Below are 14,258 nucleotides of genomic sequence, written 5' to 3'. Positions count from 1 at the left end.
CATGGACTTGCCCGTCTATCTCTCACGGCACGCGCCGGACTACCGCGACACTGCCGCCCTCGGCCTGTGTCTGCGGCAACTGGTCGAGGCCGGCCTCGATCGCCTGCCGTTGCCCGGCAGCGGTCGTACGCTGGAGCGCTGGCAACGGCTGTCCGAGGTCGGCGGGCATGATCTGGGGCTGTGCAAACTCTACGAAGGCCATACCGATGCGTTGGCAATCATCGAACAACTCGGTGGCTCGCCGACGCCCGGCAGCACGTGGGGCATGTGGGCGGCCGAACCACCGCAGGCGCGGGTGCGGGTCGGCCGCTCGGGGCAACTGGTGCGGCTGAACGGACGCAAGGCCTGGTGCTCCGGGGCGGCGGTGCTCAGTCATGCCCTGCTGACGGCGTGGGATGAGGACGATCGCCAGCAACTGGTGGCCGTGGCCCTCGACCAACCGGGCGTGACCGTCACCGATCAAGGCTGGCAAGCGGTCGGCATGGCGGCCACCGGCAGCGTCGAGGTGCTGTTCGACGAAGTCGAGGCGCAGGCGATCGGCGATCCTGGCGACTACCTGCAACGTCCGGGGTTCTGGCACGGCGGTATCGGGATTGCCGCGTGCTGGTACGGCGCCGCGAGGGAAATCGGTGAACAGCTGCGCCAGCAATGTGCCCGACGTGAAGAACCCCATTCGCTGGCCAGTCTCGGCGCCGTCGACAGCGCCTTGCACGCCGCAGCTCAAGCGCTGCGCGTCAGTGCGCTGGACATCGACAGCAATCCCCACGCCAACGCCGAGTTGCTGGCCCGCCGTGTACGCGCCGTGGTCGAAGATGCCGCCGAACAGGTCATTCGCGAGACAGGTCGGGCGCTCGGTGCCGGGCCGTTCTGCAAGGATCCGCACTTTGCCCGCCTGGCGGCCGACTTGCCGGTTTACCTGCGCCAGAGCCACGCTGAACGCGATCTGGCAGCACTGGGCCGATTGATTGCGCAGCACCCACGGGAGGGTTGGGCCCTATGAAGCGCAATCCGATTGTCGGTGAAGGCACCTCCCTGCAGGAATGGCAGAGCTCACGTCATCTGGCAGCGGTAGACAGTATCGACACTCTTGATCTGGTACCGCCGGGATCGCGAGCGGTGGTGATTGCGCCGCACCCCGACGATGAGGTGCTCGGTTGCGGCGGGCTGTTGCAACAGCTCGCCGCCGCGGGTCGCACGCTGCAACTGATTTCGGTCACCGACGGCAGCGCCAGCCATCCTGGCTCGGAGCGCTGGCCGGTGGAGCGCTTGAGCGTGGTGCGCCCGCAGGAATCCGCCGAAGCCCTGCGTCGTCTTGGCCTGCCCATGCATCAGGTGCAATGGCTGCGTGGCGGCTTCCCCGACACCCAGGTCGCCGCGCGCGAATCGATGCTGTGTGAATACCTGACCCGCTACCTGCAACCCGACGACGTGATCTTCACCACCTGGCGCGAAGACGGCCACAGCGACCACGAAGCCGTCGGCCGTGCCAGCGTCGAGGCTGCGCGCCGGGTGGGTGCAATTTGCCACGAGCTGCCGGTCTGGACCTGGCACTGGGCAACGCCCGAAGACGCCATCGTGCCTTGGGAACGGGCGCGCAAAATCCTGCTCAGCCCCGAACAGGTCGCACGCAAACGCCATGCGGTGCACGCCTTCGCCAGCCAGCTGGAGGGTGATCCCGACGCAGGCCTGGCCCCGGTGCTCAAACCCTATGTCATCGATCGACTGCTGCAACCGTTCGAGGTGGTCTTTCTATGAGTGTCGAGGATCGCTACTTCGAAGGCCTGTTCGCCGGCAATAACGACCCCTGGGGATTTCGCCAGCGCTGGTACGAGCAGCGCAAACGCCTCGTGACCCTGGCGGCCCTGCCCCGCCCGCATTACCGGACGATTTTCGAACCCGGTTGCGCCAACGGCGAACTGAGCGCCGCGCTGGCCGAACGCTGTGATCGGCTGTTGTGCTGCGACACAAGCGCCGCCGCGGTCAATCTGGCGCGCACCCGGCTTAGCCTGTTCGACCACGCCGAAGTCCGTCAATGTCGGTTGCCTGGCGACTGGCCGGCGGAAAAATTCGACCTGATCGTATTCAGCGAAATCGGCTACTACCTCGACCGGCAGGATCTGACGGAGGTCATCCATCGCATCAGTGATTCATTGACGGCAGACGGGCAATTACTGGCCTGTCACTGGCGCCCGGTTATCGAAGGCTGCCCGCTTAATGCCCGACAGGTTCACGACCTGATTCACGAACAGTTGCACCTGCCGCGAGTGGTCCTGCATCAGGAAGCGGATTTTCTGCTGGAAGTCTGGAGTCGCGAACCGCGTTCGGTGGCCGCACTGGAGGGGTTGCGATGATTGGCATCCTGATCCCGGCACACAACGAAGAAGAATGGCTCGATGACTGCCTGCACGCCGCCTTGCGCGCCGCCGGGCATCCGATGCTGGCCGGTGAGCCGGTGGAGGTCCTGGTGGTACTCGACAGTTGTACCGACCGTTCGGCGCACATCGTCAGCCAGTATCCGGTGCAGGCGCTAAGCATTGATGCCCGCAATGTCGGCCAGGCCCGGGCCATCGGCGCGCAACAACTGCTTGATCGGGGTGCTCGCTGGATTTCCTGCTCCGACGCCGACAGCCGCGTCGCCGAAGACTGGCTGGTGGAACAACTGGGATTGGGCACCGATGCGGTATGCGGCACGGTGACGGTCGAGCGCTGGCATGAAACGTTCGATGAAGCCGCGCAGATTCGCTATCACGGTCATTACCAGGCCTGTGAAGGTCACCGGCACATCCATGGCGCCAATCTGGGTGTCAGCGCGCAAGCCTACGTGCGCGCCGGCGGCTTCGAACCGTTGTCCTGTGACGAAGATGTGCAGCTGGTGCGCCAGTTGGAGCTTTGCGGGGCCAGCATCGCCTGGAGCCATCGCCCGCAAGTCATCACCAGCGCCCGTCTGGACAGTCGCGCACGCGGCGGTTTTGGCGACTATCTGCGACAGCTGGCACAGACTGAATAAAAAAAAGCGGATCAGGTTGATCTGTGACGCGACGAACTGTCCTTCTTGAGCAATACTCTGCAGCGCAGCAATCCAGGGTTCGGAGCGCTGCAGGGCTATCCACCAGCCTTCACGGGTCGTACACGCCTCTCATGGCGCGCACGACTGAGGGCGAGACACAACAAGGATGTATCACTCATGAAACCGTTATCCCTCAGCGAGAGCGGCCTGCCGGCGCAGATCTGGAACAGTGCCGCGCAGCTCGACAACATTCCCGTCATCAACACCCACACTTTGGTCCCACCCGGTGCCCGCGCCGTGGTCATCGCCCCGCACCCCGGAGATGAAGTGGTGACCTGCGGCGGCCTGCTGCAACTGCTTTCCAGCCTCGGCCATCCCTTGCAACTGCTGTCGATCACCGATGGCAGCGCCAGTCATCCGGGCTCTCGCCAGTGGTCGGAAAAACGCCTGAGCGTGTTCCGTCCACAGGAAAGCGTCGAAGCGCTACGCCGCCTGGGTTTGCCGATGCACAGCCTGAAGTGGGTGCGCGGCGGTTTCACCGACAACGCCCTGCACGATCAGGAATCTCAACTGACCGAATTCATCGCCCGCTACCTGCGTCCTGGTGATGTGGTTTTCAGCACCTGGTGCAACGACGGCACCGCCGATCATGAAGTGGTCGGCCGGGCCAGCGCCAAAGCCGCACAACAGGTCGGCGCCACCTACCACGATGTGCCGGTCTGGGCCTGGCACTGGCCGGAACGGGATCAGGCGCAGATTCCTTGGCACCGCGCACGCAAGCTGCGCCTCGATACCTGGACCGTCGCGCGCAAGAGCCACGCCACCCATGCCTACGCCAGCCAGCTCAATGGCGAACCGGCGATCGGGATCGCGCCGCTGCTGCCCAAGTCGATTCTGGAACGCATGCGCCTGCCCTACGAGATCGTCTTCGTCGATTGACGGTCCGTCGGGCGCGGGCAGCCACTCAAAGTGAACTGCCCGCGCCCGGATCAGTCGCATGAACAGGCAGTCATGATTCAGAGGAGTGAACGTGTCCAGCGATCCCAAGCGTCATGCCGTCGACGCACAGACCTCGACCCCGTCCGCCATCCATCGCCTGCGGGTGCTGACGGTCAATACGCACAAGGGTTTCACCGCGCTCAATCGACGCTTCATCCTTCCGGAACTGCGTGAAGCGGTGCGCAGCACCTCGGCCGATCTGGTGTTTCTGCAGGAAGTGGTGGGCGAACACGAGCGGCATTCCAGCCGCTACAACGAATGGCCGCAAACTTCGCAGTACGAATTCCTCGCCGACAGTATGTGGAGCGATTTTGCCTACGGCCGCAATGCGGTCTATCCCGATGGCCATCACGGCAACGCCCTGTTGTCGAAATACCCGATCCGCGAATACCGCAACCTCGACGTCTCCATTACCGGCCCTGAACGGCGCGGGTTGTTGCACTGCGTCCTGGATGTGCCGGGGCATGCCGAAGTGCATGCCATCTGCGTGCACCTGAGCCTGCTCGAAAGCCATCGGCAATTGCAGTTGCAGCTGCTCTGCCAGTTGCTCGAATCGCTGCCCGACGATGCGCCGGTGATCATCGCCGGTGACTTCAATGACTGGCAGTTGCAAGGCAACGTCGCCCTCGCCCGCCGCGACTACCTGCACGAAGCCTTCGAACGCCATCACGGCCGCCCGGCGAAGACCTACCCCGCGCGTTTCCCGTTGCTGCGACTGGACCGGGTCTACCTGCGCAATGCCAGCAGCCACGACCCGCGGATCCTCGGCAACAAGCCGTGGACGCATCTCTCGGATCATTTGCCGCTGGCCGTTGAAGTGCATTTGTAGCGCGATACTGACAGCTGTCTTCACCCAAAAAGCCACGCGAAACCGGTTGCCGCATTCGGTTTCGCAGACCGGCTGTCGGCTATAAAACGTCTCTGCCTCGCGGCTTTCACAGCCATTGGCTCTACAAACAAGCACTTAGATAAATGCGCAAAAACATAAGCTTGCATCACCCGTTTTGACCCGACCACTCATCGTCCAATTTCTTGACGCAAGGGCTCCGGTCTTCTTAGCTCTACCTTACTACCCCCGGAAATACTACTCGGGGCGAACCTCAGGCCACTCGTCAAAACGGGCGGCCTCGGGCTCGCCACGCTCCATTCGGTCGCCCCTCGTTCGGGGTAGGAGAGACGCCAAGGCGAGATACCACATGCGCTAGCAAGGTAGAACTCCATGAAAACCTCACTCACCTCACAAGAGATCAAAGTCACGTTCTGCACCGTTTCAAGTTCTATCTTGCTGTGCTCGTCCATGGAGGCGCAGGCGGGTCCTGTGGCGGACGAGGCGACGCCCTGGTATCGCCAGGACATTCCCGTCATGACCCTCCCCGCCACGGTCGTGACCCCGGGGCCGCAACGGCTGAGCTCACAGCCGGATCTGCGCGGCACAAACCTGATCACCGAAGACCTCGCGCCCTCGGCCTGGGATCAACTCTACGGACAGACGTCCCGCCAGGCGCAAACCGACGTCCTCAGCCCGGGCTTCGCCACGCCCGGCGCTGGCGACTTCAAGGGCCCCGCCGTGCTGACCCTGAAAAGCAGCAGCGGCCACACCCAGCAGGTCGGCCTGATCGGCGGGGTCAATCAGATCAAGGCCAATGGCAGCGGACTGATCACCAGCCGCGCCCTCGCCGATCCGAACACCGACACCCTCAACCTGCAAGGTCAGAGCCTGGGCGCCTACTACAGCTTGAGTGGCCCACAGGGCTGGCACGTTGACTTGTCGGCCAGTGGCGGTCGGGTCAGCGGTTTCAGTCGTAACGAGCAAGGTGCACGCCTGGCCACCGAAGGCAGCGCGATGACGCTGTCGGTAGAAGGCGGATTCCCGATCGGTCTGGGTGAAAACTGGGTGGTTGAACCGCAAGCGCAATTGATCAACCAGCGCATCACTCTGGATACGCCGTACGCAGGCTCGGGCAACGCCTCTTCCAGTGATATTACATCGTGGAGCGGCCGGGTCGGTGCGCGCTTGAAAGGCAGCTACGATCTGAACGGGTTGCCCGTTGAACCCTACGTGCGCACGAACCTGTGGCACACGGTGTACACCGGCGACACGGTGACGCTGGATCAGGTGGACAAGATCAGCAGCAGCCGCAAGTCCTCGACGGTGGAAGTCGGACTGGGGTTGGTGGCGAGAATGACGCCGACGGTGAGTCTGTATGTCAGCGCCGATTACAGCAGCGACGTGGATGACAACGATCTGAACGGGTTGATTGGCAGCCTGGGGGTCCGGATGCGTTGGTAAAGACGATATGCACGATCGTCCCCACGCTCTGCGTGGGAACGATCTCGCGTGAGGTCAGCCCTCAGGCTTGAGGATCAACACCGCCAGCGGCGGCAGGTTCAGCTCCAGCGACAACGCCTGCCCATGACTAGCCACCTCTTCGGTGAACGCCCCGCCGCCATTGCCATAATTGGAACCGGCATAAGTGTCGGCATCACTGTTGAGCAACTCCTTCCAGCGCCCGGCAAACGGCACACCGACGCGATACGACTGACGCGGCACCGGGGTGAAGTTGGCCACCACCAGCACCGGCGTGCCGTCCTTGCTCCAGCGCAGCCATGCGTAAACGCTGTTGATCGCATCGTCACCGATCAACCACTGGAAGCCTTGCGGCGCATCATCCTGCTCGTGCAGCGCCGGTTCTTCGCGGTAGAGCCGGTTGAGATCAGCGACCAGTTTCTGCACGCCTTTGTGTTCCGAGTACTGCAGCAGATACCAGTCGAGCTGCTGGTCGTGATTCCACTCGCGCCACTGGCCGAACTCGCAGCCCATGAACAGCAGCTTCTTGCCCGGATGGGTCCACATGAAGCTCAGATAGGCGCGCAGGTTGGCGAATTTCTGCCAACGGTCGCCGGGCATCTTGTCGATCAGCGAATGCTTGCCGTGCACCACTTCGTCGTGGGAAATCGGCAGGATGAAACGCTCGGACCAGGCGTACACCAGGCCGAAACTCAACTCGTTGTGGTGGTGGGCGCGGTACACCGGATCCTGCTGGATGTAGTGCAGCGAATCGTGCATCCAGCCCATGTTCCATTTGTAGGCAAAACCGAGGCCGCCTTGTTGGGTGCTCTGGCTGACGCCAGGCCACGCCGTGGATTCCTCGGCGATCACCAGCGCACCCGGTGCCTCCAGCGCTACCACATCGTTCAAATGCCGCAGGAAGTCGATGGCTTCAAGGTTCTCGCGACCGCCATGACGGTTCGGCACCCACTCGCCGGCCTTGCGCGAATAGTCGCGATAGAGCATCGACGCCACCGCATCGACCCGCAGACCGTCAATGTGGAAATGCTTCAACCAGTGCAGCGCCGACGCCAGCATGTAGCCATGCACTTCAGTGCGGCCCAGGTTGTAGATCAGCGTGTCCCAGTCCTGGTGGAAGCCTTCCAGTGGATTACCGTATTCGTAGAGCGCGGTGCCGTCGAATTGCGCAAGGCCATGGGCATCGGTCGGGAAATGCGCCGGCACCCAGTCGAGAATCACACCGATGCCGGCCTGGTGACAGGCATTGACGAAATCGCCGAATTGCTCGGGCGTGCCGTAGCGCGCGCTCGGGGCGAATTGCGACAGCAACTGATAACCCCAGGAACCGCCGAACGGGTGCTCCATGATCGGCATCAGTTCGATATGAGTGAAACCCAGCTCCTTCACATACGGGATCAAACGTTCGGCCAGCTCCGGCCAAGTGTACTGGCGCGCCACTTCACCCAGATCGTCGAGTTCGCATTGCCAGGAACCGGCGTGCAACTCGTAGATCGACAGCGGCGCATTGTGCTGCTGGCGCTCGCGACGGCTGCTCATCCAGTCCTGATCCTGCCAGTCGATCTGCAACGGCGAGGCGACTTTCGAGGCGGTGTCCGGCGGCAGGCTGGTGGCCAGCGCCATCGGGTCGGCCTTCAGCGGCAGAATACCGTGGGCGCCGAGGATTTCGTACTTGTACAGTTCCCCTGCTTGCAGGCGCGGAATGAACAATTCCCACACGCCAGACGGATGCCGCAGGCGCATCGGATGCCGCCGACCATCCCACACGTTGAAATCACCGACCACCGACACCCGTCGGGCATTCGGTGCCCACACCGCGAAACGCACGCCATCAACGCCATCGACGGTTTTCAGCTGCGCACCGAGGCAACTGCTGAGGTCGCGGTGATTACCTTCGGCGAACAGGTACAGGTCCATTTCACCGAGCAACTGGCCAAAGCTGTAAGGATCTTCCGCGACCTGTTCACCACCGGCCCAGCGAGTGCGCAACAGGTACGGCCGTGCGCCCTCGAAATGGCCGACAAACAGCCCCGGTGTTTCGGTGGCCTCCAGCGGACCGAGCTCTTCGCCACTGTTTTTATCGACGACAGAAACACTCAACGCGCCGGGCAGATACGCCCGGATAAATTGCCCGCCGGCACCATCGCCGTGGGGGCCAAGAATGGAAAACGGGTCGTGATGTTCTGCGCGCACCAAAGCATCAATGTCTTTTGCAGTGGGCAGCAATCTTTCTTTAGCGTGACCCTGTTCCCTGTTCGAGAAACTCATGACTACTCTCCACCAAGATCGGAAAAGGGTTTGAGCCCCGTCAATAACCCGTACAGACCGTGCAGCGGCACGGGCAGCCAGGTGGGGCGATTTTCGGCTTCATAGGCCACTTCGTAGGCCGCTTTCTCCAGACCGAACAACGCCAGTGCGGCGTCGGCACCTTCAGGATCTTGCCAGGCATGATCAAGACTAGCTGCCGCTTGGCGATATGCCTGGAGAAATGCTTCCCGGGCTTCACGCAGGTAACGCTCCGTGACCCGCCGACGCGCGGCTTCGGCCTCGGGGCTGTTGTCGACGTTGTGCACATTCAGGGCCATGGCCGCGGCGTAATCGAAGGAACGCAGCACACCACTGACGTCCTTGTACGGGCTGTGCTTGCCCCGGCGTTCGGCCAGTGGCCGCGCCGGTTCGCCCTCGAAGTCGATCAGGTAGGCGTCGCCCTTGATCACCAGCACCTGCCCCAAATGCAGGTCGCCGTGCACGCGGATCCGCAAGCCGCCAGCGGACTGTTTGGCCAACTCCTGCACGTGGGCAAGGATGGTTTTCTTGTTGTCGAGCAACCGACCGACCAGCTTCTGATCCGCCGCATCGAGTTCGCCCTGATGCTGCTTGAGCAGTTTCAGCGCATGCTCGACCTGCGCCGCGACATCCTTGCCGGCCGCCTGCGCATCCTTGGCCGAACTGACTTGCGGCGCGAAGTCCTGGTTGTCGCTTGGCGCTGCCAGCACCTGATGCATTTCCCCCAGACGCTGGCCGAGCATGCCGGCGAAATCCTTCAGTTCACCCAAGGCGTTGTAGTGCTGTGCCTGTTCGGACACGGCGTCCGCCAATTCATCGCGCAGCGCCCGTTCAAGGTTGTTCTGCGTCCATTCCCAGGCATCGCCCTGATTGCTCAGGTAGCCTTGGGCGATCATCAGCAGGTTGTCTTCGCCCTTCCCGTCCCGGCGAATCACCGAGCCGAGCAGCGGAGAGATATTGGCAAATCCGGCCGCCGTCAGGTAAGCGCTCATCTCCAGTTCCGGATGTACGCCAGAAGCGACTTTACGGATCAGCTTGAGCACCAGACTGTTGCCGATCACCACCGAACTGTTGGATTGCTCGGCGGACAGATAGCGCACTTCGGATTCCGCACCGAGGCCAAGTTTTTCCAGTTGCGTTGCCTCGAAACGGATCTCGCCCTCACTGGATTCCAGCACCGTTCCGCTCTGCATGCCTTCGAGCACCGCGCGAATAAACGCTTCGAGACTGAACGCATCGGTGATCAACCCGACCTGACGCACCCGACGCACTCGGGCCAGGGCCAGTTGTTGCGGCAACGCCGGCCCGACCTGATCTTCGGCAATGAAGCCGAACGGCAATTGGTAACGACTGGTCTGCCCGCCGCTCTGCACTTCGATTTCACTGAACAGCACCGGATGCTGCGCGTCGCCGAAGCGCACGCCGTAGGCCAGTTTGACCTGATCGATGGCGGCGTCCTTGCCGGCGAACCAGCGGCGGTTTTGCAGCCAGCTCGGCAGGATCGCCTGTTCGAGGGTGGCGCGGGACGGCGCTTCGAGCAGTTCTTCCATGCGCTTTTTCAGCACCAGCGTGGTGAAGTCCGGCAGGCTCTGCGCCGGCTCGACGTGCCAGCTCGGCATTTGGTTTTCCGCCGCCAGGCCGAACCAGTAGAAACCGTAGGGCGGCAGAGTCAGAAGGAAACTCAACTGGCCGATGGGCGGGAACGCGTTACCGCCGAGCATCTCCACCGGCACCATGCCGACGTAGGCCGACAGGTCGAGCTCAACGGCTTGCGCACTGCGGGATACGTTGGCCACGCACAGAATGATTTCGTGCTTGCCGTCCGGCCCGGTGTATTCACGGGTGTAGGCCAGCACCCGGCGGTTGGCCGGCGAAAGCATTTTCAGCGTGCCGCGCCCGAATGCCTTGGATTGCTTGCGCACCGCCAGCAGGCGGCGAGTCCAGTTCAGCAGCGAATGCGGGTCACCGGCCTGGGTTTCGACGTTGACCGATTGATAACCGTATTGCGGGTCCATGATCGGCGGCAGTACCAGACTGGCCGGATCGGCGCGGGAGAAACCGCCGTTGCGGTCGATCGACCACTGCATCGGTGTACGCACGCCGTCGCGGTCGCCCAGATAGATGTTGTCGCCCATGCCGATTTCATCGCCGTAATACAGGGTCGGCGTGCCGGGCATCGACAGCAGCAGACTGTTGAGCAGTTCGATGCGGCGGCGATCACGCTCCATCAGCGGCGCCAAACGCCGGCGAATCCCGAGATTGATCCGAGCGCGACGGTCGGCGGCGTAGTAGTTCCAGAGGTAGTCGCGTTCTTTGTCGGTGACCATCTCCAGCGTCAGCTCATCGTGGTTGCGCAGGAAGATCGCCCATTGGCAATTGGCCGGGATCTCCGGGGTCTGACGCAGGATGTCGGTGATCGGGAAGCGGTCTTCCTGGGCCAGCGCCATGTACATCCGGGGCATCAGCGGGAAGTGGAACGCCATGTGGCATTCATCGCCATTCACACCCTCGGCGTCTGTGTCGCCGAAATACAGCTGAGTATCTTCCGGCCATTGATTGGCTTCGGCGAGCAGCATGCGATCCGGGTAGTTGGCGTCGATCTCGGCGCGGATCTGCTTGAGGACGTCGTGGGTTTCCGGAAGGTTTTCGTTGTTGGTGCCGTCGCGTTCGATCAGGTACGGGATCGCATCCAGGCGCAGGCCGTCGATGCCCATATCCAGCCAGTAGCGCATCACCGACAGCACGGCTTTCATGACTTGCGGGTTGTCGAAATTGAGGTCCGGCTGGTGCGAATAGAAGCGGTGCCAGAAGTACTGGCCGGCTACCGGATCCCAAGTCCAGTTGGACTTTTCGGTGTCGAGGAAAATGATCCGGGTGCCGTCGTATTTCTGGTCGTCATCCGACCACACATAGAAATCCCGCGCCGCCGAACCGGGCTTGGCCTTGCGCGCCCGCTGGAACCACGGGTGCTGATCGGAGGTGTGGTTGATGACCAGCTCGGTGATCACCCGCAACCCACGCTTGTGCGCTTCGGCAATGAACCGCTTGGCATCGGCCATTGTCCCGTAATCGCTGTGCACGCCACGGTATTCAGCGATGTCGTAACCGTCGTCGCGGCGTGGCGAGGGGTAGAACGGCAACAGCCAGATGGTGTTGACGCCGAGTTCGGCGATGTAATCGAGTTTGGCGATCAGGCCGGGAAAGTCGCCGATCCCGTCGTTGTTGGAATCGAAAAAGGATTTGACGTGAACTTGATAGATGACCGCGTCCTTGTACCAGAGCGGGTCTTTGATGAAGGTGGCAGCCTTGGGTTTCTTCGCCATGTGAAACTCCTGTTGAATTCAATAAGGGCGCCCTGCGCAGATCGCTGATCGCTGATCGTTCCCACGCTCTGCGTGGGGAATGCATACCGGGACGCTCCGCGTCCCAAAGCGGACGCAGAGCGTCCATGGCGGCATTCCCACGCGGAGCGTGGGAACGATCAGGAACCGATCAAGTCGATCAGGAAGAAGTGATCCGCCAGATTCCGAACGGCTGGTAAGCCGGGTCGATCCGCATGAACTGGTACTTGCCGTGCCAGTCCCAGCGATGGCCATTCATCAGGTCTTCGCCGTGGGTGGTGGCATCGTCCGGCAGGCCCATTTCCCACAGCGGGAGCTCGAAATTCGCTTCCTGAACGTTATGCGGATCGAGGCTGACGGCCACCAGAATGAAATTGCTGCCGTCCGCGCTGCGTTTGCCGAAATACAGAATGTTGTCATTCCAGGCGTTGTAGATCTTCAGGCCCAGATGGCTGTGCAGCGCCGGGTTCTGGCGGCGGATGCGGTTGAGCTGGGCGATCTCGGCAATGATGTTGCCGGGCTGGTTGAAGTCGCGGACGCGGATCTCGTACTTCTCGGAATCGAGGTACTCCTCCTTGCCCGGCACCGGCGCCGATTCGCACAGTTCGAACCCGGAATACATACCCCACAAGCCCGAGCCCATGGTCGCCAGCGCCGCGCGGATGAGAAATCCGGGACGTCCCGATTCATGCAGGAACGCCGGGTTGATGTCCGGGGTGTTGACGAAGAAATTCGGCCGGTAGCACTCGCGCCACGGCGATTCATTGAGTTCGCTGAAATAGGTCGCCAGTTCGGCCTTGGTGTTGCGCCAGGTGAAATAGGTGTAGCTCTGGGTGTAACCGACCTTGCCCAGCCGCGCCATCATCGCCGGCGTAGTGAAGGCTTCAGCGAGGAAGATCACTTCCGGGTACAACGTACGGACATCGGCGATCAACCATTGCCAGAACGGCAGCGGCTTGGTGTGCGGGTTGTCGACGCGAAAGATCTTCACGCCCTCCTGCACCCAGCCAACCACGATGTCGCGCAATTCGACCCACAGGCTCGGAATCGCTTCCGGTGCGTAGAAGTCGACGTTGACGATGTCCTGGTATTTCTTCGGCGGGTTCTCTGCGTATTTGATCGTGCCGTCCGGCCGCCAGTTGAACCAGCCCGGATGCTGCTTGAGCCACGGGTGATCCTGGGAACACTGGATCGCGAAGTCGAGGGCGATTTCCAGACCATGGTCAGCAGCGGCGGCCACCAGCCGACGGAAGTCCTCGCGGGTGCCGAGTTGCGAGTGAATCGCTTCGTGGCCGCCCTCCTCGCTGCCGATCGCATACGGGCTGCCGGGATCGTCCGGGCCGGCGGTCAGGGAATTGTTGCGGCCCTTGCGATGGCTGCGCCCAATCGGGTGGATCGGCGTGAAGTACAACACGTCGAAACCCATGTCCTGAATCATCGGCAGACGCGAATGCACGTCATTGAAGGTTCCGTGGCGGGCGGGATCGTCGGTGATCGAGCGGGGAAACAGTTCATACCAGCTGGCGAATTCCGCCAGTTCGCGTTCAACGTCCACCGGGAATTCCGGGCTGAGGCTCAGGTAGGCGCGGTGATCGGCCTCGGCCATCAGTTGCGCACTGCGCGAGTGCAGAAACAACGCGACCTGCTCGGTTTCGAGCAGGCCGGACAATTCGTGGTGCAGGCCGGCCAGTTGTTCGCTGAGCTGACCTTCACTGCGCTCGGCGGCCTGTTGCACCATGGTGCGCCCCTCTTGCAGCTCGAGGCTGACCGGGACGGCGGCGGTGTGCTTTTTCTCCAGTTCGTACTGAAAACTGGCGAACTGGTCGATCCAGGCTTCGATCAGAAACAGATAACGGCCCACGCGCTGTGGCTGGAAAACGCCTTTCCAGCCGTTATTGCCCTGATCGGACATGACCTCGGTCTGCCACGACTCATCGCCCTCTTCGCGCCAGCGGATGCGCACCGCCAGTTTGTCGTGACCGTCGGCGAACACCTTGCTGGTGACCACGATCTCGCGGCCCGCGATCGCCTTGACAGCAAACTGTCCGCCGTCGAGGGTCGGCGCGGTGTTTTCTATGACGATGCGCGGCAGCAGCAAGGCCTGCGACAGCGGTATATGCGGGTTGTAGCTCTGTTCCGAGGGTTTTTCAGCAGTCATTGAGCATCTCTCCTTAACGCCCCAAGGACGCTCGTTTGCCTGTTTGGCGGTCACGGCCGGGCCTTCGCCCGATGATGAACTCTCTCAGGTTCCGAGCGGCCGTCGCCGGGAAAAGTTCACAGGGATTTGCCGCGCTACAAAATCGGATCGATTTCGCAG

Annotated in this window: 10 protein-coding genes; 7 read left to right on the top strand and 3 right to left on the bottom strand. The window is 62.2% G+C overall.

Annotated elements, in window-relative coordinates; genetic code table 11:
- The first annotated feature begins 1 nt into the window (after position 1).
- The 7 genes from AC07XZ_RS05280 (at position 2) to AC07XZ_RS05250 (ending at position 6,296) form a co-directional block, all read left to right on the top strand.
- Positions 2 to 1,000 (top strand): acyl-CoA dehydrogenase family protein, encoded by a 999-nt coding sequence (locus tag AC07XZ_RS05280; protein WP_085745822.1) that lies wholly within the window; start codon positions 2 to 4, stop codon positions 998 to 1,000.
- Positions 997 to 1,755, top strand: coding sequence for a PIG-L deacetylase family protein (locus tag AC07XZ_RS05275; protein ID WP_102686267.1), 759 nt, complete (start codon positions 997 to 999; stop codon positions 1,753 to 1,755). The genes AC07XZ_RS05280 and AC07XZ_RS05275 overlap by 4 nt, the downstream gene beginning before the upstream one ends.
- Positions 1,752 to 2,351, top strand: a complete 600-nt coding sequence (locus tag AC07XZ_RS05270) for an SAM-dependent methyltransferase (protein ID WP_085745824.1) — start codon at positions 1,752 to 1,754, stop codon at positions 2,349 to 2,351. Before AC07XZ_RS05275 ends, AC07XZ_RS05270 begins: the two co-directional genes overlap by 4 nt.
- Positions 2,348 to 3,007: a glycosyltransferase family 2 protein gene (locus AC07XZ_RS05265; protein ID WP_085745825.1), complete on the top strand. Its 660-nt coding sequence runs from the start codon at positions 2,348 to 2,350 to the stop codon at positions 3,005 to 3,007. The genes AC07XZ_RS05270 and AC07XZ_RS05265 overlap by 4 nt, the downstream gene beginning before the upstream one ends.
- A 177-nt stretch (positions 3,008 to 3,184) precedes the next feature.
- Positions 3,185 to 3,946 (top strand): PIG-L deacetylase family protein, encoded by a 762-nt coding sequence (locus tag AC07XZ_RS05260; protein WP_085745826.1) that lies wholly within the window; start codon positions 3,185 to 3,187, stop codon positions 3,944 to 3,946.
- Positions 3,947 to 4,037: 91 nt separating this feature from the next.
- Positions 4,038 to 4,835: an endonuclease/exonuclease/phosphatase family protein gene (locus AC07XZ_RS05255; protein ID WP_085605158.1), complete on the top strand. Its 798-nt coding sequence runs from the start codon at positions 4,038 to 4,040 to the stop codon at positions 4,833 to 4,835.
- Positions 4,836 to 5,225: 390 nt separating this feature from the next.
- The gene (locus AC07XZ_RS05250) at positions 5,226 to 6,296 is read left to right on the top strand and encodes an autotransporter domain-containing protein (protein WP_102686268.1); all 1,071 of its coding nucleotides are present in this window, start codon (positions 5,226 to 5,228) and stop codon (positions 6,294 to 6,296) included.
- A 54-nt stretch (positions 6,297 to 6,350) separates the two neighbouring features.
- Here the strand turns inward: AC07XZ_RS05250 and glgB are convergent, their stop codons facing one another.
- From glgB to AC07XZ_RS05235, 3 genes are all read right to left on the bottom strand, one after another.
- Entirely contained in the window at positions 6,351 to 8,582 is a 2,232-nt protein-coding gene (glgB, locus tag AC07XZ_RS05245) for a 1,4-alpha-glucan branching protein GlgB (protein WP_102686269.1), read from the bottom strand.
- A 2-nt stretch (positions 8,583 to 8,584) separates the two neighbouring features.
- On the bottom strand, positions 8,585 to 11,923 hold the full coding sequence (gene treS, locus AC07XZ_RS05240; RefSeq protein ID WP_102686270.1) for a maltose alpha-D-glucosyltransferase: 3,339 nt from the start codon (positions 11,921 to 11,923) through the stop codon (positions 8,585 to 8,587).
- A 178-nt stretch (positions 11,924 to 12,101) separates the two neighbouring features.
- On the bottom strand, positions 12,102 to 14,099 hold the full coding sequence (locus AC07XZ_RS05235; RefSeq protein WP_102686271.1) for an alpha-1,4-glucan--maltose-1-phosphate maltosyltransferase: 1,998 nt from the start codon (positions 14,097 to 14,099) through the stop codon (positions 12,102 to 12,104).
- Between the last annotated feature and the right edge of the window lie 159 nt (positions 14,100 to 14,258).

It is taken from the genome of Pseudomonas sp. GW458-11-26-14-LB4, from assembly GCF_059423925.1.
Note: the sequence above shows the minus strand (reverse complement) of the source record. Positions and strands in the feature narration are given on the sequence as shown.

Bases quoted from the DNA above. Each gene is read 5' to 3' on its own strand.
- AC07XZ_RS05280 (WP_085745822.1), top strand. From the start codon at position 2: ATGGACTTGCCCGTCTATCTCTCACGGCACGCGCCGGACTACCGCGAC.
- AC07XZ_RS05275 (WP_102686267.1), top strand. From the start codon at position 997: ATGAAGCGCAATCCGATTGTCGGTGAAGGCACCTCCCTGCAGGAATGG.
- AC07XZ_RS05270 (WP_085745824.1), top strand. From the start codon at position 1,752: ATGAGTGTCGAGGATCGCTACTTCGAAGGCCTGTTCGCCGGCAATAAC.
- AC07XZ_RS05265 (WP_085745825.1), top strand. From the start codon at position 2,348: ATGATTGGCATCCTGATCCCGGCACACAACGAAGAAGAATGGCTCGAT.
- AC07XZ_RS05260 (WP_085745826.1), top strand. From the start codon at position 3,185: ATGAAACCGTTATCCCTCAGCGAGAGCGGCCTGCCGGCGCAGATCTGG.
- AC07XZ_RS05250 (WP_102686268.1), top strand. From the start codon at position 5,226: ATGAAAACCTCACTCACCTCACAAGAGATCAAAGTCACGTTCTGCACC.
- glgB (WP_102686269.1), bottom strand. From the start codon at position 8,582: ATGAGTTTCTCGAACAGGGAACAGGGTCACGCTAAAGAAAGATTGCTG.
- treS (WP_102686270.1), bottom strand. From the start codon at position 11,923: ATGGCGAAGAAACCCAAGGCTGCCACCTTCATCAAAGACCCGCTCTGG.
- AC07XZ_RS05235 (WP_102686271.1), bottom strand. From the start codon at position 14,099: ATGACTGCTGAAAAACCCTCGGAACAGAGCTACAACCCGCATATACCG.